Origin of the sequence: Williamwhitmania taraxaci, from assembly GCF_900096565.1 — a bacterium.
GTDB lineage: Bacteria > Bacteroidota > Bacteroidia > Bacteroidales > Williamwhitmaniaceae > Williamwhitmania > Williamwhitmania taraxaci.
In genome coordinates this window covers 33635-58395 of the sequence record NZ_FMYP01000018.1, presented here as the reverse complement: position 1 = coordinate 58395, position 24761 = coordinate 33635, and the positions used below count along the sequence as shown (strand labels likewise).

The following is a 24761-nucleotide window of genomic DNA, read 5'->3' as shown; positions in this document are numbered from 1 at the left end:
ATCCCTGTTCCTGCGAATCTCCCGGGATATCACGGAAGGGCTTCGGTTGATAAACAGGGCTATTTCTTTTTGTAGCTTGCCTTGCTGTAGCATGAGGGTAATTACATACCTTTGCTCTTGGTTGATGTGCGCCATTACAACTTATTTTTAGAGGACTTAGGGGGTAAAGAACCACATTTTTTCCATCGGAGCAGCGAAGGTGAGTAATTCTCATCTTCCTGTTCTGAAAAAATGCAATTCCTTTCTCTCCAATCAATCCTATAAGTTGCATTTGTTACTTGAATTTAGGGAATAAAACCTTTCACCGGAAGAACTATTGAAAACGGCATTGAATTTCATAAAACAATTTCTTATGGCTCTTTGAACGGACGCACATCAAGATATCTCACAATTCTCGCGAACGTTATAGAAAGTAAAGATAGTTGTATTGTAAAATTAGACTTTCATGCGATGAAATTCGATATCCTCGTAGAAGCAACTTTTATAGTAGGATTTTTAGTTTGTTTTATCGTCTTTGGAAATCCATTGTTTATAATTATCCCTGTAGTTCTATTGCTAGAAGATATAAGGATAACAATGCTTTACTATTTTAAGATTAAGCATAGTGTGAACAAAAAACTTGGCGACAAATAAATTAACGTGCTCGAAACAAATACCTTCACAAACCATCATATTGCCCATCCATTACACAACATCGATAGCTGCGCAGCCTAAATAAGCACACCATAAGGTATTCAGGACGTTTCGTCCGGCTGCAATAACAGAATGCCATAGCGGTTGGTTAGTTTTGTGTATGGGCAACATGCCCATGCCACCGCTCTTTGCAATTGGCATGGCTGTGGATATGCTGCCTTGCTGCAACGTGCTTCCGCTTTCGGCTCTAGCCATATACGCAGCGAACGGACGAAAAACGTCCGCTCTAGCTATTAACACCATAGTATATTTAAACATTGCTGCAATAGCCGAGCATATGGAGTGCTTGCATTGCGGTATTGCTTTTGTGCTGCTTTGCGTGTGGTAGCGGTGCTCTCCCCCACTTGTGCGGTGGCGGTAAATAGCCCTTCGAACGTTAAATATTCTAAAATTATTTGGTTTGTGTTACGGCATTCATTAACTTGGGTAACGTAAATATTAGGGTGTTAACCAGTGATTTATTAACAATACCCAATACCAGCAATGGATTACGAATAAATTCGCTCTCTGAAATAATTAGTTATCGACCCGAATGCTTCGGGCGGCTCACGCACGGCGTTGGGAAGCTCACGCATGGCGTTGGGAAGAGTAAATTTCCTTTCGGGAAGCTCACGCACGGCGTTGGAAAGAGTAAATTTCCTTCCGGGAAGTTCACGCACGGCGTTGGGAAGCTCACGCACGGCGTTGGAAGGAGTAAATTTCCTTCCGGGAAGCTCACGCAAGGCGTTGGGAAGCTCACGCATGGCGTTGGGAAGAGTAAATTTCCCTTCGGGCGGCTCACGCACTGCTTCGGACGGCTCAACGAGGGTTTTAGGACGGAGACTATGAACGATAGTCCGTGTAAATTGAACTAGAATATTAAAGCGCAGCACGTTGGTGCGCTATACCAGCAAATAAATGAACATGAATTGCTAACTAAACAACGATTATTGTATGTAATTATTAACCAAATCTTTTAAAGTCATGGCTACAGTTAAAAACGAAGAAGTACTGCATGTTGCAGGATTTGTGCTCGACAGCTACAAGCGCGACATTGATGATTTTACGGCTTTCTCAAGCAACTTTAATGAAGCCTTTACAACAGACTTCGAGACAAAGGTTACAGGGTTAAAAGACATGATGGAACCCCTTGCTCTTACAAATGCGTTAACAGCTACTACCAAGTCGCTTTACGAATTGTTTACTCATGCTGCCGATGAAATTAATCGGCTTGAAGGATTCATCGCATTTGCTACAAAAAACCTTGTTAGCAACCCTGGCGATTTTAACTTACATACTGTTCGCAAGCATATTAATCGCCGCCACGTAGAGGGATTTACCCTAAGCATTTCGGTTACACTCGATACTATTGCGAAAAACGAAGCACCTCTTGAAGGTGGTGGTATGCCAAAAACGTTTGCTAAAGAGATTACCGATTTGCGCGACAAGATTACCGCAACTAACCTTGAGCAAAAACATAAGCTCGACGAACGCAGAGACCTTGTGGTGAAGAATAAAACACAAATAGAAGAACTTATGGATATCGTTTCGTTGGTAAATAAGTTTGGGAAGATAATATATAAGCGTAGTAATCCTGAAAAGCGTAAGGATTATACGATAAACAACCTTGTTTACCGAAACAAACAGGAGAGCAAATAGGTAATAGACGAACAGTTGCCACTAAAAAAGCCACCTCAGGGTGGCTTTTCCGCGTTTTGAAACAGTTCTTATCATTTAAAACAAAAGCCTATATTCCTGAATATTGAATTTAGGAATGCTTCTATGCCGATTTTCGTTACATTCTATCAAATGAACCATCGGGTTCTAGTAAAACCGAAAAGCCACCTTCCAACCAAGCCATGTTTGATGAATGTAACCCTTCCCGTTGGGTTTATCAAGGATGGTGTAAGGTGCGAGTGTGGATAGGTGCTTCACGCTCGCTGCATCGGTGGAATCGAAAACCATAAAATTGAATGTTCCACCAGCAGCAAGAGAAGTATTGTTCGAGAACCTATGTTCTATCCCCATATAAACCTTGTAGAGATGGCTATTTTCGAGGTAACTATCGGCTGTAAGCATCTGCTGAGCGGTAATATCGGCATCGAAAAAGAGTTTGCGCGTTAAATGGTGTGTGGTTCCCATTCCAAAACCGTATGTAAGCAGGGGATCTGCGGAAGTTTTCGGTTTAACCCCGGCAAACACGATGGAGTGAAACGCAGCTACGCCGCTCCTGTAGGCCACGTTTGCGTAGAAAACCTCATCGGCCGATATCTCTAGGTTATGGTAGCCTTTTTTTACGTAGCTGAATAGTCCAATAGGCACACCGCTGCAGGTATCTGAAATATTAACCAGTCCGAGTTGTATCCCCTTAACGTATTTTGCGCTATTTACGATGAAACTCATTTGCGCTCCCGAAACCGTATCGGCATAGTTTACCACGCTGGCCAGCTGTGCCCCCTTAATATAGCGTGCCTGGTTGTAAATCCCAGCTAACTGAACACCACTTACGATCTTGGCCACATTTACTATGCCAGCATACTGAACACCATCGAGCCGATTTACCAAATTGAATACCCCGGCATGCTGAACGCCAATGTGATGCATTAGCGATATATTTCCAACCCCACTTACCTGTATAAATCGGGACTCTTCCGGCACAATATTCAATACTCCGGCTACCTGAACCCCGTCCATGCGCTGAGTCTTATTGAACACGCCGGCTACTTGAACGCCGCGCATACCTTTTCCCACAAAGTTGCCTACACCCGCCACCTGCACGTAGCGAACGCTATCCCGCACAATATTCAGCACTCCACCAAGCTCCGCTTTCCGAACGCCTTGATTGTATCCCGCCAGCACATTAAAGGAGTAGTTGATCTCTACGTTTCCCGTTATCAACTGATTTGTTCCGGCATAGGGTAAGAATGAAACCTGCGCATTTCGAAACAGGGTATCCGAGAGATTACGGGTATTTACCGATAGCCTTCTTGGAATTAGCCATTCGGGAAACCAACGAAGAGTATCGCTCTTAGGTCCATCTTTTTTCATTCCCAACGATTGCTTAAGCGAATCGAGCGAGAGGTTTACCGCAATAAAGCTGAAGGCATCCTTGGTTTGGTGCAAGGCCATATCGAGGTAGCCTGCCTTACTAACCTTTACATCGGGAGAGTACTCACCCTCGGGAATGGTAAGTTTAAAGTAACCATACTCGTTGGTAATGGCCGAAGCCATAGAATGTTTATCGTAGATGGTTACCCCACTTAACTTTTTTCCCGATATAGGTTCGGTGATATAACCCTCAATAGTTCGCCGCGCACCCACTGAACTTGGCGAAGTCCCAAAATCGTGGTTGGCGGTAAGAATAATATAGCGGCCCTTAACCTTATAGTTTACCGCTCCTTGAAACAGGTTATTGAGCACCAACCTTACCGGTTTATCGACAACCATCATGTTGATATTGGAGGCCGGGGTAAAGGCGCGCGAGCTGTAGGAGAAGGTTACATCCGCCTGCTGCGAAATTTGGTTCAGCACATCACGGGTTTCGGCATTCATTGCATTCAGGTTTACCGTGCGCTCCAAAGGCGGAACGGTACTGCTCTGCGCTGTAGCTGCCTTTTGGCACACAGTAATGCTTACTATTAAGGCAAACAAGAACCTCAACTTCTTAATATAAGTAATTACCGAGCGCATCCTTCTCCATTTATACGATAACCAGTGGAGATTTTATCCACCGATAATCCAAGTGTTTCGGCAATAATCTCCAGCACCGAATCGATGTTTTCGTTATCGAAATTCACAGTAATTCGGCAATGGTTCAGGGCTGGATTACCAACCTCAATGGGCATGTTGTATACCGCTTCGAGCTCCTTCAATGCCACATCGAGCGGTGTATCAACAAAGACAAACTGTTTGGTTTTATAGGCAATCACATTTATATTGGCATCGCCTTTAACGGTAAAAGTGTCGGCAGCCTTGTTGTAAACCCCAATTTGGCCCGCAACCAACGTAACGCTATTGGAGGCTGAGGTATAAAAGCGCACGCTACCAGTCTCAACATAAACTTCCACCGTACCGGTAGAATCGTATGCTTTCACATTAAAGCTGGTTCCGATATCCTCAATAACAACCCCGTTTACCTCCACGAGAAATGGCTTATTCTTGAGATGTTTTACCTCAAAAAATGCTTCTCCCTTAAGCTTTACACGGCGATCATGCTCGCCATACTTCGAGCTGTAGGTAACAATGCTGTTGCGGTTAAGGACCATTTCGGAGCTGTCGGTAAGCGTATAGCTCGTTCCGACGGTCTCATTCGAGGCTACCTGGTTTATTGTTTCCGGCGAAAGAACCCCGCTATAGAATAGCATGAGCGGAAGACCAACCAGCAAGGCAATTGCCGCTGCGGCCAACAGCGCTGCATAGCGTTTGTAGAGCGGAACAACCTTAGCGATAGGTGCAGCGCCCCTCATTCCAGCCTTTACCTTTGCCCAAGCGATTTCGGAATCATAAAAAGGGTGCTGAGCCAATGGGTGAGCTTTCCTGTAAACCTGCTCCACTTGAGCAAAGTAGCCTCGGTTACCCAGGCTCAATTCCAGCCAATCATCCAGCTGCACGGCCTCTTCCGGGAGTGCTTCTCCGGCAAGGTAACGGGCAATTAGTTGATCAATATGTTCGCTATGTGCAACCACGGCTGTATTTATTTTTTAAAAAGCAGTAAAAGTAAAACGAGCGGAAGATAATCTTTCAGCTGCTCGCGGAGAATTCTCAGCGCGCGCACCATTTGCTTATCCACCGCCTTTACCGAAACACCAAGCTCAATGGCAATCTCGGCATAAGTAAGGTTTTCGAAACGGCTAAGGGTGAAAACACGCTTGCATTGAGGGGGTAGCAAATCCACCGCCTCACTAATTTGATGCTGTAACTCATTTCCCATTATGGTATGCGCAGTAGTATCCACCTCTTCCTCGTGGGTATGCATGTAGTAATCGGTGTGCTCCTGTCTAACCTTTAAATGTTTTATGCGATTAAGGCAACTGTTATGAACGGCTCGGTATAAATAACTTTTTAGCGAAGTGTGAATATCTACGTTCGCCCTATTTTCCCATAGCACTATAAAGGTATTCTGAACCATCTCTTCAGCCTCCTCACTATCGTTGAGCATTGTGTGGGCATAGCTGCAAAGGCGTGTATAGTAGGCTTTAAAGACGGCTTCAAAAGCCACCTCATCTTCAATTTGAATACCTACTACAACATCGCTCTCCTGCACTTTGTAAAATAGATGAATGCAGCTCAAAAGTATTTCAAATCTTGAACAAATCCAACACAACTAATCATATCTCCTATCTAAGACAACAAGAGGGAGGCAATGCCCCCCTCTCCGTCAAAAAAATATTTTGTAATATGGTTTAAGGAATCACCACAGGGAAATCATATTCGAACTTAAGGAACTCCGGCTTTCCTAAAATATAGGATAGGTAGTGATGGTAGGCTTCCGATACTTCAAACTTATCGATGTTGTAGTATTCTTTCGGCATAGGATGGTTCCCCACCTGCCCCATATCAATGGAGGTGGTGTTGAACTCCTCCAACTCCTGAAAATTCACCATGTGGCTTAGCACGGGCATCTGTCCATAATCTTCGCGAAGCAGCAAATCCACCACTTTATCGGCCAACGTGGTGGTTAATCGGCGGTCGTAGAGGCGGCATTCCCCCGAACGGGCGTAGTAGCCGCAGGTTTCGGCGCGAGCTTCAATACCCAGCTTATTCGATATCTCCGATGCAATAATCGCACCTATGCCACCGAGCCTAGCGTGACCATATTCATCCACCTCTTTGCTGGCATACATTACATCGACCTTCCCAGTGGCGTCGTCGTACCAGCGAACCCCTTCCGACACGGCAATAACCAGTGACTTTTTGGGTGAACGCAAGTAGTTTTCCCTAACGGTTTCCAGAAACACGAGCTTTCGCTCCTTGGTAATTTCAAATTCGGGCACCAGCGCCATCTCGGCACCTCCAAAGGAAGCACTTGCATTTAACCAACCGGCATCGCGCCCCATCACTTCTAAAACAATGATTCGAGAGTGCGACTCGGCCGTAGTGCGTATGCGAGCGGCATACTCCATTACGCCCTTAGCTGCCGATGGAAATCCCGGGCAGACTACCGCCTCAATTGCTTTGCCGTTGAAGTGGTGGAGGGTTCGCGTTCGAAGGTCATTATCGATGGTTTTGGGAAAACCAATTACCGGGAAGCCTTCTGTTTCGTGAAGGAGCCTTGCCGCACCGTTGGTATCGTCGCCACCAATGGTTACGAGCACATCAATTTTATAGCGCTCTAAGTTCTTTAGTATCTGAGGAACCCTATTATCCGGGTTTTTAATCGATGGAAACGGGTTGGTTCGGCTCGACCGCAGCGCAGTTCCGCCATAAAAGCCATCGTAGGGTTGACACGTTAAATCGAGCACATCACCATCGGCCAGTAAGCCTTTCCATCCGTGCCTAATGCCATAAACTTTATAACCCAAAAAGGAGGCACGGTTCCGAATGGCTTCAATGCTCGAGTTAATGGCTGGGGTATCACCACCACCGGTAAGAATTGCAAGGGTTTTCCCGCTAAAAAGTTTGTTCGACTTCTTCATTTACGATAGGTTATGGTGATTGACTATCCTTGACCCCAGCGCCACAAAAATTCGAATAAGAACACCCGAGATGATGCAAATACCATTGGTATGGCGGAGGCAAAGTCGGACACAAATGTATGCTTTTTTTATGCAAAACCTATATTGCAAACGTTAGCGATAGAAAAAACATTAGGCATAACCAACAGTGAAAGAAGCACGAATAAACCGACCCTATCGTTGCAAAAAAATGCTAGCTTTGATGCGCACATTAAACATTCACACTAAATATAGCACCTCAATGATTCTATTAGATAAACCATTCGTTTCCGAATTTTTACAATTAACCCTTGCAAAGAACCAATATCCGGTTGTAAAAACGGCTAATAGCGAACTACTTATTACCAACAAGCAGGTAAAGTTTATTAGCGAAACCGAAGCCATTAAGCTGGTTCAGGAAAACGGCGACGAGCTTGTGTATAGCAACTCCGAAAACGCAATTAGCTGGGTGGAGAAGAACCTTCCATTCTCGAGGCTTCCAAAAACAATAAAGCTATTTAAAGATAAGGTTGCGTTCCGCGAACTGGTAAAGCCTATCTTCCCAAACTTCTACTTCAAGAGCGTTCCCATTACCGAATTGGCCACGCTTTCGTCGGTTGATATTCCGAAACCCTTTATCATCAAGCCTGCCATAGGTTTCTTCAGCATGGGAGTGCACAAGGTGGACACCGACAAAGAGTGGGAGGCCCTTCGCACCACCATTGTCGACGAGATAGAACAAGTTAAAGACCTATACCCTAAAGAGGTAATGAATGCTACAAACTTCATTATTGAAGATTGCATTGAAGGCGACGAATACGCCGTTGATTGTTACTTTAACAGCACCGGAAAGGCCACTGTTCTCAACATTATGGAGCATATTTTTGGTTCGGGAAAGGATGTGAGCGATCGTGTTTACCTTACCTCGAAGGATATTATTGAGAAGAATCTGGCCAACGTTGAAGCCTTCCTTTCGGAAGTTTCGCGCCTTGCCGAGCTGCGTAACTTCCCAGCCCATATCGAGATTAGAATTGATAAAACTGGCACTATTTACCCTATTGAGGTAAACCCAATGCGCTTTGGCGGTTGGTGCTCTACCGGCGATATGGCTTGGCTGGCTTATGGCATTAATGAGTACGAGTGCCTCTTTGAGCAAACAGCCCCAAACTGGAGCGAAATACTTAAGGATAAAGCCGGAAAGGTTTACAGTATCTCTATCCTCGACAATAACTCGGGCTACAAAGCCGAGGATATTGTGAAGTTCGACTACGACAAGCTCCTCTCCCACTTCGAAAAACCGTTGGAGCTCCGAAAGATAAACTTCCACGAGTATCCCGTGTTTGCCTTCCTCTTTTCGGAAACCCGACAAGAGAATATGGCCGAGTTGGAACGTATTCTGAAGTCGAACCTAAGGGAGTATATTGTGGTTAAACCTATTTAAAAACAGCAAATCATAGGTATATGCCTGTTAAAGATTTGCACCTTTGTAAAAACGAAGTCACCAAGTTGCGTATTACATATTAGCGACTTACTTCACAAAAAAAAAGAAATGAATACTCAATACCTCTTTGGTTTATTATCCGGAGTTGCAGTCGCAATCCTGTTTTTTGTGCTATTATTCAATGGAAAGAAGTGGTATAACCAGCTTTTCAATAAGAGTAAAAAGGCTTAACTTTCAACCCTGATTTACAACACCGTAATAGTATAAACCTATGAAGCTAAAACCAATAATTTTAGGAGTATTAGCCATGGCAGCAATCTCCTCGTGTAGTAAAAACTCTGCCGATTTGGCTCAAGGGCCTTGGCTGGGAGTTTTGGTGCTTGATTCCACCGAAGTTGGAATGGAAGTGCCCTTTAATATGAACGTGATTAAACATGACGATGGCACTACCACCATCGACATTATCAATGCCGATGAAAAAATATCGGCTACCGAGGTTACCTTCATGGGCGACACGCTAATAATGAAGTTCCCGGTATTCTCGAGCGAGATTTACGCTACGGTTGGAGCCGAAACACTCAATGGTTTCTACTATCCTAAGGGTAAGGAAAACGGTACCTTCTACAAATTTTACGCAACTAAGGGTGTAACCGACCGCTTTCCTAACGCTACCGAGGCGCCTACAGCCAATATTCAAGGCCGTTGGGATGTAATGGAGAACCTAGGAACGCCCGACTCCACTTACATGGTAGGCGAGTTTAAGCAAGATGGAGCAAAGGTTACTGGAACCTGGCTAAACACCGGTGGCGACATGCGTTACCTCGAAGGTAAGATTTCGGGCAACAAACTCATGCTCTCGGCAGTGGATGGTGCGCACACTATTATAATGACTGGAGAAGTTACGGCCGATGGGAAGATTGAAAACGGTAAATTTATGGGCAGCCCAAAGTGGAAATCGGTTTGGACAGCCACTAAAAACGAGAACGCTAACCTTCCGTCCGTTGAATCGCTCATTCACCTTAAGAAAGGGCCTAAAATATTTGAATTTGCATGTGTAAACTTAAGTGGCGACACTATTCGTCTTAGCGACGAGCAGTTTAAAGGAAAGGTAGTTATTGTAACAGCCTCGGGCTCTTGGTGCCCAAATTGTATGGACGAAAACCGCTTCTACGGCGAGCTCTACAATAAGTATAAAGATAAAGGACTCGAGATTGTTGCGCTTTGCTTTGAGAACAAAGACCTCGCTTCATCGAAAAAAGGAATGGAACGCTTTGCCGAACAAACGGGCGCTAGCTATACCTTCCTGTATGCAGGCCCACGGGGCAAAGAGACAAAGGATAAAGTGCTATACAACCTCGAAGGACAAGTTGCATTTCCAACCTCCATATTCATCAACCGTAAAGGCGAGATTGTGAAGCTGCACACTGGCTTCTCTGGCCCGGGAACTGGCGATCACTACACCAAACTGGTAGAGGAAACCACTGCTTTTGTAGAAAAGCTGCTTTCGGAGAAGTAAACCATTGAAGTTAGCCGGAAGTTATACAGGAGTTAATCGGAGCATACTCGGAATAACGAGCGTAAACCAAGGCTGAATCATCAAAATATCGAGTTAAAGAAAAGGCCACCAGTAAAACGCTGGTGGCCTTTTCTTATATATAGCATAACGTTTAGAGAAGAAAGTCTGTTGATAGGAAGTTGGACTTCTGCTCTCGGACAATTTCGGTAATTATCTTCTTATTCTCATCGTTTTCTTTCGATGCCACAAGGGTTCGAATGGAGAATACCCGCAGCGCATCGGAAACAGAGAGGGTTCCTTCGGCCGAATCCTTACGCCCAGTGAAAGGGAAGATATCCGGTCCGCGCTGGCATTGCGAATTAATATTTACACGGCACACCTGATTCACCAGCGTGTCTACAAGTGTGGCAATAGTAGTAGAGTCTTGGCCAAAAATGCTTGCCTGCTGGCCATAGTTAGACTCAATTACATAGTCCAACGGCTCGTTAATATCGTCGAACACTGCAATAGGAACTATTGGGCCAAACTGCTCCTCACGGAATGCACGCATGCTGCTATTTACAGGGTAAAGCACCGCAGGGTAAAAGAACGATCGGTTGTAGTAACCTCCCGAAGGGTTCATCACAGCAGCACCCTTGGCCTTGGCATCGTCGATAAGGGCGGTAAGATATTCCGACTTATTTGGCTCAGGCAGCGGAGTAATAGCAACGCCATTGCTCCACGGCATACCAACTTGCAACCGCCCTACCTCCTCGCTAAACTTCTTCACAAAGGTATCGGCAATGCTCCGGTGCACAAACAATATCTTTAGGGCAGTGCAACGCTGGCCGTTGAATGAGAGCGAACCCATAACGCACTCCTTTACCGCCAAATCGATATTGGCATCGGGGAGAATAATGGCAGGATTCTTTGCCTCAAGGCCTAGTATTGCCTTTAGCCGGTGTGGCTTAGGGTGCTGACTCTTGAGAATATCGGCTACACGGCTCGAACCAATAAATGCAAGCACATCAACCCTGCCCGACTCCATTAGCGGGCCCATAATTATTTCGCCATGACCGTAAAGAGTATTCACCACACCCTTTGGAAATGCCATTTGGTAAGCCTTAAGCAGTGGCTGATGAAGCAGCACACCCAACTTTGGGGGTTTAAAAATAACCGTGTTCCCCATAATCAAGGCGGGAATAAGCGTGGTAAAGGTTTCGTTTAGCGGGTAGTTGAAAGGCCCCATGCACAAAACCACTCCAAGCGGCGCACGCCTAACCTGAGCAATTATTTGCTGCGAAATAACAAAGCGCGACGAATCGCGGTCGAGATTTTTTACCGCATCAATGGTATCAATAATATAATCGATGGTTCTATCGAACTCCTTCGTGGAATCGGCGTAGTTCTTGCCAATTTCCCACATGAGCAGCTTCACAATTTCATCGCGTTGCTCCTTCATGTAGAAGACGAACTTCTTCATGCACTCAATTCGTCCTTCAATGCTCATGGCAGGCCATGTTCCCCTACCCGAGTTGTAAGCCTCCGAGGCAGCATCCAATGCCTTCAACGCCTCTTCCTTACCCATAAGCGGATAGCTGCCAATGTAGCTATCGAAACCGTCGGCCGTTTTGCAGCACACAGGCGAGTAAACCTTCTGCCGTTCGCCAGCCCATGTCATAATCTCCCCATTAATGAGGTATTCCGTTTGCTCCAGAGTGGACGCTAGCCGAAACTGTTCCGGCACCGCATCCAGCGTAGGAAAAATATCGTCAATAGTTTTCTTCATTGCACATTAGTTTATATTGATGGTCATAATGCTCATATACAATGAGCCATTTGAGAAGCAATCGTTCTGTGACGCCATACTTTTATTACTCTTTATTTAAGAGATCAATTTCACGCAGCAAATCATCCATCCCCTTATACAGCTTCAGCGGAATAATTTTTCGGATTTTCTTAAGTTCCTTGGCCAACTCCACTATCAGGTCGAGCGGATTAGATTCAACTCCAAACATATTTTCGCCGAAGTTGGTTCCCGCCAGCATGCTATTCTCAAACATCCCAACGCACCAATTCTCGATGAATTCGTCCAAGGGAACTTCGACAGGTTCAAATTCAGCCCAGTCTTCTTTTGCGCACAATACTGCCATGTCCTTACTAGACCATATGCATATTACGCTTAGCGGATTGCCTTCTGCATCTTCATAATCATTTGAACCAGAAGTAGCATAACCACTCTTACTATCAAGCCCCCAAACAATGCCCGATTTACAAACATCTTTTATGAATCTCTCGTGTTGTTGCTTTGCAACTGTTGATTCTTGTGCCATTATTGTTGTTTGTTTTGAATTACTATGTGCTTAATTACTTGCTACCACTCTCTATCCATACTAAGAAACGCCCTACCGTTTGAAATGCTTTAGTAGCCACCTCATCAACTTGTTATCGGTTCAAAACCACCTCAATAAAAGGAGATAGGCCGCAACACCATCGGTAAAAACTAAAAGCCCCTACTAATATAGAATAGCAGTAATACTATAAAGGTGAAAAAAGGAGGTGCAGCACACCTCCTTCTGTAATTCTATGTTAGAAATGGCTACTTAAACTCTGCCATCAGCTGTTCAATCTTCTTTTGTAGGGGATCATTAACAGGAACAAGTGGCAGACGCAGTTCGTTCTTCGCCACACTCCGGAAACTCAATGCAGCCTTTGCTCCTGCAGGGTTGCCATCGGCAAAAAGGGCATCAATAATCTCAACAAACTTATTGTGAAGCGGACGAGCCTTAGCCATATCGCCAGCAATGGAGTAACGAACCATGTCGGAGAACTCCCTTGGCAAGCAATTACCGGTAACAGAGATTATACCATCCATACCCATTGCCATTTGAGGCAGTGCAAGGCCATCGTCGCCCGAAAGAACGGCAAAGCCCGCTGGCTTGTCGCGCAAAATGTAGGTAATCTGAGTAAGGTTACCCGACGCTTCCTTAATACCCACTATATTTTTAAACTCTTTGGCTAGCTTAATGGTAGTTTCGGCATTCATATTAATGCCAGTTCTACCCGGAACATTATAGAGAATTATTGGCAGCTTACTTGCCAATGCAATTGCCTTGAAATGCTCGTAAAGGCCACGCTGATTGGGTTTGTTGTAGAACGGCGTTACCGAAAGAATGGCATCTACGCCAGAAAGATCGAATGTATTGACCGAATGAACTACTTCGGCAGTATTATTGCCACCAATCCCAACTACAATGGGCAACTTACCTGCATTCTTCTCCACAACATAACGAACCACCTTGTGGCGTTCATCTATCGAAAGGGTTGCCGCTTCGCCTGTAGTTCCTAAAACGACAAGGAATTCAACACCGCCTTTGGTCAAATAGTCAACAAGTTTTCCTAAACCCTCAAAATCGACACTCTTATCCGCGTTGAACGGAGTAATCATTGCAACTCCTGTTCCAAAGAACTTTGCCATATATCGTTAATCAATTCAATTGTTTAAAATTAGGATTGCTCAGTTTTCTTGTCCCCTACTGAATGGTAGTGGCGGTTGTTAATCGCCATAAGATAGTGCTTTGCCTGCTCTATAAGATAGGAAAGTGGCTCACTCTCCTTAACAGCCACTATAAAATCGAAAGGACTGTTGTGGTAGTTTATAAATCCCACCTTAAAGCTAGCATGAGCAAGGGCAGTAACGCCTCTCAACGGCATGAGTTCTCTCCGGCTAAAATCAATTAGGATGTCGAGACGAATACTATCAAAGTCAACAACATGAGGGCAGTTTGGCACGCCATTCCATTTCAACTCTTTCCTTGAAAAGAAGTTAATGCTGGGATGTTGTTCCAGACCAACAGTCAACTCCTTAATATCCACAAATCCTATTGCGTACACATCAAGGTTCAACGTCTTTAAATATTGAATAAACGCTTTCAATTCCTCAGGAATACCCGTGATTGAGCCTTCAAAAACCAATCCTACTTTTCGAGCAGTAGTAAGGTTATAAATAAACTTTTTCCGAGGAATCTTCTTTTGAAGGGTCGCAATAGCCTTAAGGCCCGACTTGTATTTTAGTTTGCCAAACATATATTCAATTATTTTAACATACTATATAACTCATCAATTGTAATAATGTTCACACCCAACTCGCTGGCTTTCTTCAATTTTGCTGGACCTATTTTGTCACCGGCAACTAGGTAATTCAAATTTCCACTGACGGCAGCCAAGTTCTTTCCTCCATGCTGTTCAATCAACTCCTTTAAATCTTCGCGCGATATATCGGCAAAGGTGCCTGAGATTACAAAGGTATAACCTTTCAGGTTTTCTGAAAGCCCTTCGGAATTCTTTTGAGGAAGAAACATGTTCAATCCTGCTTTTTTCAATCTTTCCACCAGATTGATGGCGCGATTATCGCCAAAAAAACGCTGGATACTTCCTGCAATTCGTTCGCCAACCTCATCCACTGCCTTTAATTCATCAAAAGTAGCGGTTTCTAATGCTTCGATGGTTCTGAAATGCTCCGCCAACTTCTTGGCAGTGGTTTTTCCTACATAACGAATTCCTAATGCAAAGAGTACGCGGGAAAAAGAAACTTCCTTTGAAGCCTCAATACTTGCGATTATATTGGAAGCCGACTTGGCAGCCATTCTATCCAAGGGTAACAGTTGCTGCAGCTGTAGATCATACAAATCGGCTGGGGTGGTGGCTAACCCTTGGCGATAGAGCAAATCAATGGTTTCCTCTCCCATCCCATCGATATTCATAGCATCGCGGCTAATGAAGTGAACCATGCGTCCCACAATTTGCGGTGGACATCCTTGGTCGTTCGGGCAAAAGTGTCGCGCTTCATCCTCGGGTCGGAATAGCTCCGAACCACACTCGGGACAGTGAGAAAGAAACACAACGGGTGCAGTATGAAGAGGTCGCTGCGCAATGTCTACGCCAACAATCTTAGGAATAATCTCGCCCCCCTTCTCTACAATTACCATGTCGCCCGTATGCAAATCGAGCAGCTGGATTTGGTCTTGATTGTGCAGCGAAGCTCTTTTTACAGTAGTTCCACCCAGATATACTGGTTCGAGATTGGCTACCGGAGTAACTGCACCCGTTCGCCCAACCTGAAAATCGACCGAAACGAGCCGGGTGTAGCCCTGTTCGGCCTTATACTTATAGGCAATTGCCCAGCGAGGCGTTTTTGCAGTAAACCCAAGCGTTTCTTGTTGTGCATAGGAGTTCACCTTCACCACAACCCCATCCGTATCGAACGGTAAATCAAATCGTGCCTTATCCCAATGATGAATAAACTCAAACACTTGCTGCATGGTATGGCATTTTCGGCTAAACTCTGATATCTTAAAGCCCCATGTCTTGGCCTTTATTAGATTTTCGTAATGCAGCTCATAAGGCAACTCTTCACCCAAGGTATAGTAGAGAAAGCAATCCAACCCCCTGCGGGCAACCTCGGCTGAATTTTGCAGTTTCAATGTACCGGCAGCTGCATTGCGCGGATTGGCAAAGAGAGCTTCTCCTTTTGATGCCCGCGTATCGTTCATCTTTTGGAAAGCTGCATGAGTAAGTATTATCTCTCCCCGCATCTCGAAGTCAGAAGGAAAATCGCTGCCGGTTAACTTAAGTGGTATCGAACGAATTGTCTTAACGTTGGCTGTAACATCGTCGCCCTTAACACCATCGCCACGAGTAACGGCCTGCACCAACAAACCATCCTTATAGATTAGATTAATGGCCGTTCCATCAAACTTCAGCTCGCATATGTATTGTGGTTCCTCACCAGCCAAGAGCTTTCTGACGCGTTGGTCGAAATCAAAAAGTTCCTCCTCTGAGTATGTATTACCCAGCGAAAGCATTGGATAGCGATGATTAACTTGCACAAATTCAGAGGAAATATCGCTTCCAACCCGTAGGCTTGGAGAAGAGGCATCCTGCAATTCGGGGAATTGCCCCTCAAGGCTCATTAACTCCCGCATTAGGGAATCATATTCAAAATCGGATATCGATGGCTCGGCTAGCACGTAATAGCTATAGTTGTGCTTATCTAAGGCATTGCGAAGTTGCTCAACTCGTTGACGGGCCTCCAGTATGGTCATTCTTCTTCTGTTTTGGGAATAAAGATAAGAAGAAGATGTTACATTAGCGCGATGAACAACGGAAGTTGTTACTAACGTTTTTACTTACTGGCAGTATGGGGTTCAAAGAACCTAACTCAAGGTTTCATTCGAAAGAGATGTCATCAAAACAGTAAAAGCCTAAAGTCAGTAATTTTGCTGTAACAAGAAAACCGCATTAATGTGCCATAACAGAAAAGGCCGAAAGGAATAATCCCTTCGGCCTTATATAATGCATTGTAAATACTACCGTACGAAGTAACCGTTGTTAGGGCCAATTCCCACAGTGTATTCCTTTACAAGTTTACCAGCCAAATCGTAGCGAAGCATTTTTCCAGCCGCAGTAAAGGATGGTGCCTGCATACCATAAACAACTCCCGATGCAGGATCGATAGCAAAACCATACACTTCAACATCTATAAATGGTGCCGTAGGTATTGTGCCGTTAATGCTCATTTTGAAGATACCCTGAACACCGTATCCAGCACCGTAGTATAGTTGGTCGCCGGCATTATTTGTGCGCAGTTGGGTTGGGTGATAAGTTGTGCTGATATTGATTGTAGTTACGTTGTATGTTGTTGGGTTTATCTTGCACAATGCCGATGTGGTAGTATTTGCACTATTCAACCAATCTACAGCACCAACACAAAGCACCCATACATCATTGTTTTTATCAACAACGAATCCGCGTGGAGAATCGGCAACATTAATCGTTTCAACAACAGCATCGGTTTTGAGGTCAATCACCGAAACGGTTTTTGCACTTCCCCAACCACCACTGTTGGCAACAAACAGTTTTGATCCCACAACAACAAGTCCTTCAGGACCTGAGCCAACGCTTATCTTTTTGGTAACAGCATTTGAATTAAGATCGATAACTACAACCTCATTATTGTCCCATGTCGAAACATATCCTTTAGTGCCGTAGGTAACCATATAACGTGGACCACCTAAATTTTCAATGGTAGCGACTTCCTTACATGATGATTTCTCTACAACCTCAATTTTGCTGGAACCGTTAAGAACAAAGTATGCATTGTTAGTAGTGAATGTCATACTCTGAAGGGCATCACCAAGCACACGATTATTTGCCTTGAAGAAAACATCCGAAGTGATAGAATCGCCTGCGGCATGGTAAATCGAGATGGAGGCATTTGCGCTACCAAAGTTTCCCTCGTTAGTTATTATCATTCCTTGGGTTAAGTCGAAAGGCAACTTGGGACCCGACGACTCATCCTTTTCACATGCAGAAAAGAGTAGCGATGCACCAACCAGCGCAATCGAAAAAATGTTTCTAATTTTCATAGTCTGTTGTTATTTAGGTTAATTATTTTCCAAAAGAGAGGACAATTCCCAACTGATAGGTACGCATTGGCATTCCATAGTTCTGCATTACCACATACTCCTCGTTCCACAAGTTATCAATGCGTGCAAATCCACGTATTTCATAACTGTTTAGTTTATAGTTTGTCTCTACCGAAAGGGAAGCAATCGAAAATGGATTTATCTGGCTAGAGTGGTCGGCAACGTCATAGCGCCTACCGGTGTAGCCTTGAGTATACTTTAGGCGAAGCCAATCAAAATCAATAAATGCTGAAAAACCATACTTATACTTTGGCACATAGGGCAGTTGCTTTCCTTCCGTTGCTTGAATAGCATCTTTTTCGTTGGTGGTGTAGGTAATAGCACCCGACAAATCGGCTCCAATAGTGAACCTTTCCAAGCGCTTCTTTAAGGTTAACGAACTCTCTACACCTCTAGACCAAACTTCGTTGTAGTTTTGAGGTCTCCAAGTTCCAGAAGAATTAGGAAGCCAAATAATCCAGTTGTCTACATTATTATTGAAAGCACTAATCTTTATTGATATAAGATTTCCATTTCCAGTGTAAACGTAATCGAGTCCAACTTCTTCTCCTAAACCATTTTCAGGCTTAAGGTTTGGATTCCCCCAACCATTTCCCCAGTAAAGGTCGTTGAAAGAGGGCACCCTGTAATTTCTAGAGACATTTGCACGCATGTATAGCCCAGTCATTAACCGAAACTGACCACCAACCGACCAGGTAATGGGTGTAGACTCTCCATCAATTATCTCCTCGCGCGCACCTGCAAAGGCTTCGATACCGCCATCCTCAGTTCTAAACCGATAACCCAGCGTGGCTGCTGGTCTTAACCGTTCCTTAGGTTCAGAATAATTGGTAGAACGAACGCGCTCATAGGCCGTATTTATACCTGCTTCAAGCACGTGGCTCTGCGACATTCGATAGATGAACTCTCCTTCCACCTGTCCGTTGGTTGAGTGGTGATTCGATCGCTCCACCGGAATATTCCGGTAAGCCTGCCAATCGTTGAAGAGAGCAGCCTTAATATTAAAATCATAGCTCGTTCTATTGGCGCGCCATTGCGATGTTGCCCGAAAAAAGCTGCTGTAATCATTCTGATTGCTCGATGCCGTGCTCATCATAGCTGGATAAGCGTTATAACCATCCTGCGCCCAAAGCGCCACAACAAGCCTGTCGGCTGGCGAAACGAGGAATGAGGCGGTTTCCATGATGCCTGCCTTACGATAGTTGGCATTGGTCTGGTTCACAATGGGCTTACCCATTTTAGTTGTGTTCCTAAACTCGTAGTTGTTTTGAGCCTCACTGTAAAATAGCCGCGATGAAATGGCAAACTTTTCGCCACCATAGGTATGCTTAATAGCGGAATACGACAACCCGTAGCTGCCCACCGACTGAAATAGCTCTCCGCTATTTCCATTGCCAAAGGCCAGCTGGTTATCGAGGTGGATTACGCCGCCTATGGCACCACTGCCAAAGAGTGCGCCGTTGCCACCTTGCTGCACGGCAATTTGATCGACAAAGAAAGTAGGGATATTGCCAAAGTTAACGCCGGAATTCATGCTACTTTGAAGGTTAACACCATTCCAAAGCACAGCGGTATGCGAGGCATTCAAACCCCGAAGAGAAATAGAAGAAGTGGCTCCAGGACCATAACTATTTACCACAAGGCCGGGCTGACTGGCAAGCATATCGGAAAGGAGCAAGCTCCGGCTTTGCTTAATATCTATGGGCGAAATTATTTTTACGGAGAGACCAGCAGAAAAGCGCTTCAACTTGGAGCTAATCACCACTTCTTTAAGGGTGATGGTATCCTCAATTGTGCTTGTCACAGGAGGGATATCGCTGGGGAGAGCTAAGACTCCAACAAGAAAAATACTCAACAACATGCGTTACAAATGATTAAAATCGTTTAAGATTCAATCATCTATAACCTGCGGAATAAAAAGAAAAAGCAAGAGAATGTAAACGAATTACACTGAGCCCTTTATCCGAAAGCTATAAATGCGAAATGTTATTGGCAGGTCTTCTGACTTACTCCCCCTTTGCTGGCCTTCCCGTCTTGAAACTAGCTCGACAGTGGCTTTTTTTGATAGCAAAAGGTTTTGATGGAGTTTACAGCAGCGGAAACTGTTCAGGATTTACACCCGATTCCCTCTTCGCTCCGCCAATGGCGGAGAACCAAAACTGCGACAAAAGTAAAATATTTTATTGGTTCCGAAATCGTTATAGCACATATTCTTCAGCATAAATCACTTTCCCTTATTGCCCAAACTGTTATCTTTTTCCAATCAAAAAGCCAATTGTTTTGTTGAAGATTTTATCTTTGCCTATATCTCACTTGCAAAACTAATGACGCCCGAAGAAAGACCCAGAGAGCACAAACAGGTTATTTACCGATTTAAAGCACTGCTTAAATCCGGCATGCATATCCTTGACAATAAGGACATTCAGCGCATAAAGGAGGCCTACAAATTGGCAGCGGAGGTCCACAAGGATATGCGTCGATCGTCGGGTGAGCCATACCTATTTCACCCTGTGGCCGTAGCTCGAATTGTGCTTGAGGAGATTGGTCTTGGGGCCACATCAGTGATTGCAGCGCTCCTTCACGACACCACACGGTTCGGTGGGCTTACCCTAGCCGAGATAGAGCAACGATTCGGCAAAGATGTTTCGGCCATTGTTGCCGGATTGAACCGTATTGCTGAGATTAACCATTCAAAGGATGCCGACCAAAGCGAGAATTACCGAAACCTGATCATCTCCATTTCGGAAGATATACGTGTAATCCTGATTAAGCTGGCCGACAGACTTGAAATTATGCGGTCGCTTAATCACTTTACAAAAGAACAACAGGCATCAAAAGCAAGAGAGACGTTTAACCTCTACGCCCCATTAGCCCATAAACTAGGTCTCTACAAGGTGAAGAGTGAGATGGAAGACCTCTCCATGAAGTTTACCGAAAACGAGGCTTACAAGAGCATAATAAAGAAACTTCGAAACACTACAGTAGCCCGTAATAAGTTTATTCGGGAGTTCATGGAACCTATCGAAGAGAAGCTGAACCTTCAGGGTCTCAACTTCGAAATAAAAGGACGAACAAAATCGGTATATTCCATTTGGAAGAAGATACAGAAACAAAATGTTCCTTTCGAAAAGATTTATGACGTATTTGCCATTCGCATTATCCTAGATACACCAAAGGATAAAGAGAAGACCGAATGTTGGAGAGTGTATTCCACGGTTACCGATAAGTATATTCCCAACCCCAGCCGATTGCGCGATTGGGTTTCAGTGCCAAAGTCTACAGGCTATGAATCGCTGCACACCACCGTTGTAGGCCCCGATGGCCGTTGGGTGGAGGTGCAAATCCGCTCCAAACGCATGGATGAGATTGCCGAGCGTGGCCTAGCGGCTCACTGGCGATATAAGGGCATTAGGCAGGAGGCTGGTATCGATGAATGGCTTTCGCAAATTCGCGATATTATCGAGACTCCCGACATCTCGCCCGAGGAGATGGTGAACTCCTTTAAGCTAAACCTACACAGCCAAGAGATTTTCATCTTTACCCCTACCGGCGACTTAAAGAAACTCCCGGTTGGCGCCACGGTGCTCGATTTTGCCTTTGATATTCACAGCCAAGTGGGATACCACTGTATGGGGGCCAAGGTTAACCAAAAGAATGCAACGATCCGAGAGGAACTCAAAAACGGAGACCTGGTAGAGATCATTACCTCTAAGAATCAGAAACCTAAAAAGGATTGGCTAAACTTTGTTGTAACCTCCAAGGCAAAATCAAAGATCAAGCAGAGCCTCAAGGAGAATGAGATGCAGGTTGCAGATCTTGGCAAGGAGATGCTCGCTCGTCGTCTGAAAAACTGGAAAATGACTTTGGACGATACCACCGTCTCGTTGCTCATTAAACACTATAAACTTAAGGATGCAACAGTTCTCTATTCATCCATCTTTCATGAAAAAATTGAGCTTTCGGATATTAAGCTTGTACTGCTGGGTGACAAGCAACCAGAACAAGCCGAACCTCAAAAGCGAGTTGTTGAGCACAGAGTTACTAAATTTGATGATTACCTTATCATTGATGAGCGATTGGATAATGTAGACTATCGCCTGGCCAAATGCTGTAACCCAATTCCTGGTGATGAGGTATTTGGATTTGTTACCATTGGTGAAGGAATTAAGATTCACCGAAACACCTGCCCCAACGCCGATAGGCTTAGAGATAAGTACGGATACCGCATTATGAAGGCCAAATGGCGCGAGCAAACAGAATCGGGAGCTTTTCAAGTAACCATTAAAATTGTGGGCTACGACGAGCTAGGGATCGTTAATAGGATCTCGGAGATTGTCTCGAAGGAGATGAAACTCAACATGCGCGCTATTTCCATAGAATCCAAGGGAAATAGTTTTGTTGGCATACTTAAAGTGCTCATTGAACACACAAACCAACTCGGAAACCTATTGAGCAAACTTCAGAAAACAGCTGGAATACAGAGGGCTATTCGGGTGAATCGTTAAACGTTAAAAGACACGCCATAGATGAAAAGTATTTGGCCGCATTATCGAGACGAATCATACACTTCTAAGTAACGCTAAAAAAGAAACGCCGAGCAAAATGCTCGGCGTTTCTTTTATATAATATTCCGTTGGACTAACCTATGTAGTGGAAGTGAGGACCAAAGCGCTCAAATGCAGCCTTATCCAAAGCCTCCCTATGATCGGGGTGTGAAATGCTGATAATAAGGCGGGCCCGCTCTTGCAGACTCTTGCCATAAAGGTTAATTGCGCCATACTCGGTAACAAACCAATGCATGTTGGCACGAGTAGTAACCACACCAGCACCTAGATTAAGCACCGGAGCAATTTTCGATAACCCCTTATTGGTTACCGAAGGCATAGCAATAATTGGCTTACCACCGCGTGAGCATGACGCACCGCGAAGGAAGTCAATCTGACCACCAACACCCGAATAGAATACCGTTCCAAGAGAATCGGCACAAACCTGACCGGTAAGGTCAACCTGAAGAGCCGAGTTAATGGAGGTAACCTTAGGATTCTTGCTGATCATTTCAACGCTATTGGTATAGTTCACATCCATCATTAGCACACCTGGATTATCGTCGATGAAGTCGTAAAGCTTCTTTGAACCCATAAGGAAAGTAGATACAATCTTACCGCGATCAATCATCTTCTCGGCACCATTCACTACGCCCTTTTCGACCAATGGTAATAGACCATCGGAAAACATTTCGGTGTGAATACCAAGGTTTTTATGGTTTCCCAGCATACCAAGCACCGCATTAGGAATTGCACCAATCCCCATTTGCAGGGTTGCGCCATCATCCACCAAGCCGGCAACGTAAGCTCCAATGGCCAATTCAATAGGATCGGGATCGGCAGGGGCAGCCTCAATAAGCGGAGAATTATCCTCACAGAAGATGTCGATCATGTCCATAGGGATCATGGCATCACCAAATGCGCGGGGCACATTGGGATTAATGACAGCAATAACCGTATCTGCACACTCTATGGCAGCGAGAGTGCAATCGACGGAGGTGCCAAGCGAAACATATCCGTGCTTATCGGGAGGAGAAACCTGCACCATAGCCACGTTTACGTGAAGCACGTTTTCGCGAATAAGACGTTGGGTTTCGTGTAGGAACACAGGAATATAATCGGCGTATCCTGCTTGGGTATCCTTGCGCACGTTATGACCAACAAAGAACGACTCAAGAAAGAAGATTCCTTCATACTCCTTGCTTGCGTAAGGTGCAGGACCTTCGGTGTGAAGGTGCTGAATTTTAACACCCCTAAACTCACCCGCTTTGCCCCTTTCGCACATAGCCTTGATAAGCTTTTGCGGTGCAAGTGCTACGCTATGAATATGAATCCGATCGCCGGACTTAATGACCTTAACAGCCTCCTCGGCCGAAACAAACTTTATTGGCTGACGCATATATAAATATTTTTAACTTTTAATCCCAAAGATTCAGGCCGCAAATATACCCCAAAAGCCATTTCAAAAAACATACAATGCTAAAGAACATAATGCTATTGGACAGGAATTCGCACCGCAATCGTATGTATTATTAGGCATAATTATTGTATGTTTGATTGCTGTTTGTAATACCCATTTTACCATGAGAAAAATATCGCTCCTTGCTGCATTGCTCGCCATAACCCTTTCGGGATTTGGTCAACTCATAAAGGACCTCCCATCGCTCTACATCGTAGATTCAACGCATCAAGGCATAGCCGAACCTGCCAAGCTTCCATCCTCCTATATTTCTTCATCCGAACGACCTGCCGGCAATCCACTAAAGCCATCATTGCTGAAAGATGCAAAGGTTAGCCTAGAGGTTGGATCCTCCTTTTCGACATTTGGGAGCGGACGTAATCTCTTCACTACCTACCTATCCCCTAGCGTATCCTTTCAGCCCTCTAATAAGGTAGAAGTATTTGTAGGGGCCTATGTTGCCCACAACAACGCCAATGGCTTTGGCGATTCGGAAGTGTTGCAGGTAGCAGAACCAGTGGCTGGATATACTGGTGCCACTTACTTCTTAAACGATCGCATGAACTTTTTTGGCAATGGAACCTATGGCAGAGGTGGCTCTCTAGTAGTGCCCTATGGAGTAAACAACGACTACAAAAGCCTATCGGTAGGTGTTAGCTATAAGATTAGCGAAAAGGCCAGCGTTTCGGCTCAGTTCCAATGGTCACAAGGATTGCCACCCTATGGAACAAACTTCTGGAATAATCCATTCTCCGGCTACCATAGCAACTTTGGAAGCACATCGCTGTTTGAGCCCAACAGGCCATAAAGTCTCACATTCTATCTTTGACATATTGCACACAACCCTCGGTGCTATCGGTGGCTACCTCAATGGGTCGTGAATTGCGTTGGCTGCACCGAACTCGCTTCGCTCGGTTCAGATTGTATCTTTGACATAATGCACACAACCTAGCATACCAGAGCACATTCTTACCAGTTGTTGTGAATTGCTTTCAGATTGTATCTTTGAC

The 24761-nt window shown here is 44.8% G+C and carries 20 protein-coding genes and 1 riboswitch; of the genes, 7 read left to right on the top strand and 13 right to left on the bottom strand.

Annotated elements, in window-relative coordinates:
• The coding region (locus BLS65_RS06675) for a helix-turn-helix domain-containing protein (RefSeq protein WP_139180950.1) at window positions 1-135 on the bottom strand (135 nt) is incomplete at its 3' end.
• 658 nt (window positions 136-793) lie between these two features.
• Here BLS65_RS06675 and BLS65_RS06665 point away from each other — a divergent pair.
• The 3 genes from BLS65_RS06665 to BLS65_RS06655 all read left to right on the top strand — a co-directional run bounded on the left by BLS65_RS06665 (window position 794) and on the right by BLS65_RS06655 (window position 2331).
• Window positions 794-1021 (top strand): hypothetical protein, encoded by a 228-nt coding sequence (locus tag BLS65_RS06665; RefSeq protein ID WP_092437207.1) that lies wholly within the window; start codon window positions 794-796, stop codon window positions 1019-1021.
• 67 nt (window positions 1022-1088) lie between these two features.
• A complete protein-coding gene (locus BLS65_RS19115; RefSeq protein ID WP_170830019.1) occupies window positions 1089-1547 on the top strand; it encodes a hypothetical protein in 459 nt (152 codons plus the stop codon).
• 109 nt (window positions 1548-1656) lie between these two features.
• A complete protein-coding gene (locus BLS65_RS06655) occupies window positions 1657-2331 on the top strand; it encodes a hypothetical protein (RefSeq protein WP_092437203.1) in 675 nt (224 codons plus the stop codon).
• Window positions 2332-2496: 165 nt separating this feature from the next.
• Here the strand turns inward: BLS65_RS06655 and BLS65_RS06650 are convergent, their stop codons facing one another.
• The 4 genes from BLS65_RS06650 to BLS65_RS06635 all read right to left on the bottom strand — a co-directional run bounded on the left by BLS65_RS06650 (window position 2497) and on the right by BLS65_RS06635 (window position 7307).
• Window positions 2497-4362 carry a peptidase associated/transthyretin-like domain-containing protein gene (locus BLS65_RS06650; protein WP_092437201.1) on the bottom strand — a complete coding sequence of 622 codons (1866 nt, stop codon included), beginning with the start codon at window positions 4360-4362 and terminating at the stop codon, window positions 2497-2499.
• Window positions 4350-5357, bottom strand: coding sequence for a FecR family protein (locus BLS65_RS06645; RefSeq protein ID WP_092437200.1), 1008 nt, complete (start codon window positions 5355-5357; stop codon window positions 4350-4352). Before BLS65_RS06645 ends, BLS65_RS06650 begins: the two co-directional genes overlap by 13 nt.
• Before the next feature lie 8 nt (window positions 5358-5365).
• A complete protein-coding gene (locus tag BLS65_RS06640) occupies window positions 5366-5962 on the bottom strand; it encodes an RNA polymerase sigma-70 factor (protein ID WP_212590510.1) in 597 nt (198 codons plus the stop codon).
• Between the two features lie 112 nt (window positions 5963-6074).
• The gene (locus tag BLS65_RS06635; protein ID WP_092437198.1) at window positions 6075-7307 is read right to left on the bottom strand and encodes a 6-phosphofructokinase; all 1233 of its coding nucleotides are present in this window, start codon (window positions 7305-7307) and stop codon (window positions 6075-6077) included.
• Window positions 7308-7548: 241 nt separating this feature from the next.
• Between BLS65_RS06635 and BLS65_RS06630 the strand changes: the two genes are divergently transcribed.
• Window positions 7549-8766, top strand: coding sequence for an ATP-grasp domain-containing protein (locus tag BLS65_RS06630; RefSeq protein ID WP_212590509.1), 1218 nt, complete (start codon window positions 7549-7551; stop codon window positions 8764-8766).
• Between the two features lie 271 nt (window positions 8767-9037).
• Entirely contained in the window at window positions 9038-10282 is a 1245-nt protein-coding gene (locus BLS65_RS06625) for a peroxiredoxin family protein (RefSeq protein WP_092437197.1), read from the top strand.
• A gap of 151 nt (window positions 10283-10433) precedes the next feature.
• On the opposite strand, the gene BLS65_RS06620 is transcribed toward BLS65_RS06625, so the two are convergent.
• The 7 genes from BLS65_RS06620 to BLS65_RS06590 all read right to left on the bottom strand — a co-directional run bounded on the left by BLS65_RS06620 (window position 10434) and on the right by BLS65_RS06590 (window position 19609).
• A complete protein-coding gene (locus tag BLS65_RS06620; protein ID WP_092437195.1) occupies window positions 10434-12050 on the bottom strand; it encodes an NADP-dependent glyceraldehyde-3-phosphate dehydrogenase in 1617 nt (538 codons plus the stop codon).
• 85 nt (window positions 12051-12135) lie between these two features.
• Window positions 12136-12594, bottom strand: coding sequence for a DUF2750 domain-containing protein (locus BLS65_RS06615; RefSeq protein WP_092437193.1), 459 nt, complete (start codon window positions 12592-12594; stop codon window positions 12136-12138).
• 266 nt (window positions 12595-12860) lie between these two features.
• Complete coding sequence (gene dapA, locus BLS65_RS06610; RefSeq protein ID WP_092437191.1) at window positions 12861-13739, bottom strand: 4-hydroxy-tetrahydrodipicolinate synthase; 879 nt, start codon at window positions 13737-13739, stop codon at window positions 12861-12863.
• A gap of 29 nt (window positions 13740-13768) precedes the next feature.
• The gene (locus BLS65_RS06605; RefSeq protein ID WP_092437189.1) at window positions 13769-14347 is read right to left on the bottom strand and encodes a DUF6913 domain-containing protein; all 579 of its coding nucleotides are present in this window, start codon (window positions 14345-14347) and stop codon (window positions 13769-13771) included.
• An 8-nt stretch (window positions 14348-14355) separates the two neighbouring features.
• Complete coding sequence (ligA, locus tag BLS65_RS06600) at window positions 14356-16365, bottom strand: NAD-dependent DNA ligase LigA (protein WP_092437187.1); 2010 nt, start codon at window positions 16363-16365, stop codon at window positions 14356-14358.
• 264 nt (window positions 16366-16629) lie between these two features.
• A complete protein-coding gene (locus BLS65_RS06595; RefSeq protein ID WP_092437185.1) occupies window positions 16630-17688 on the bottom strand; it encodes a DUF5074 domain-containing protein in 1059 nt (352 codons plus the stop codon).
• A gap of 22 nt (window positions 17689-17710) precedes the next feature.
• Window positions 17711-19609, bottom strand: coding sequence for a TonB-dependent receptor plug domain-containing protein (locus BLS65_RS06590; protein ID WP_092437183.1), 1899 nt, complete (start codon window positions 19607-19609; stop codon window positions 17711-17713).
• 113 nt (window positions 19610-19722) lie between these two features.
• Window positions 19723-19921: riboswitch (cobalamin riboswitch) on the bottom strand.
• Window positions 19922-20072: 151 nt separating this feature from the next.
• Here BLS65_RS06590 and BLS65_RS06585 point away from each other — a divergent pair.
• Window positions 20073-22253, top strand: coding sequence for a RelA/SpoT family protein (locus BLS65_RS06585; protein WP_092437181.1), 2181 nt, complete (start codon window positions 20073-20075; stop codon window positions 22251-22253).
• 133 nt (window positions 22254-22386) lie between these two features.
• Here the strand turns inward: BLS65_RS06585 and BLS65_RS06580 are convergent, their stop codons facing one another.
• Window positions 22387-23691 carry an acetyl-CoA hydrolase/transferase family protein gene (locus tag BLS65_RS06580; protein WP_092437179.1) on the bottom strand — a complete coding sequence of 435 codons (1305 nt, stop codon included), beginning with the start codon at window positions 23689-23691 and terminating at the stop codon, window positions 22387-22389.
• A gap of 184 nt (window positions 23692-23875) precedes the next feature.
• On the opposite strand from BLS65_RS06580, the gene BLS65_RS06575 reads away from it, so the two are divergent.
• Window positions 23876-24559, top strand: coding sequence for a hypothetical protein (locus tag BLS65_RS06575; protein ID WP_092437177.1), 684 nt, complete (start codon window positions 23876-23878; stop codon window positions 24557-24559).
• Window positions 24560-24761 lie beyond the last annotated feature (202 nt).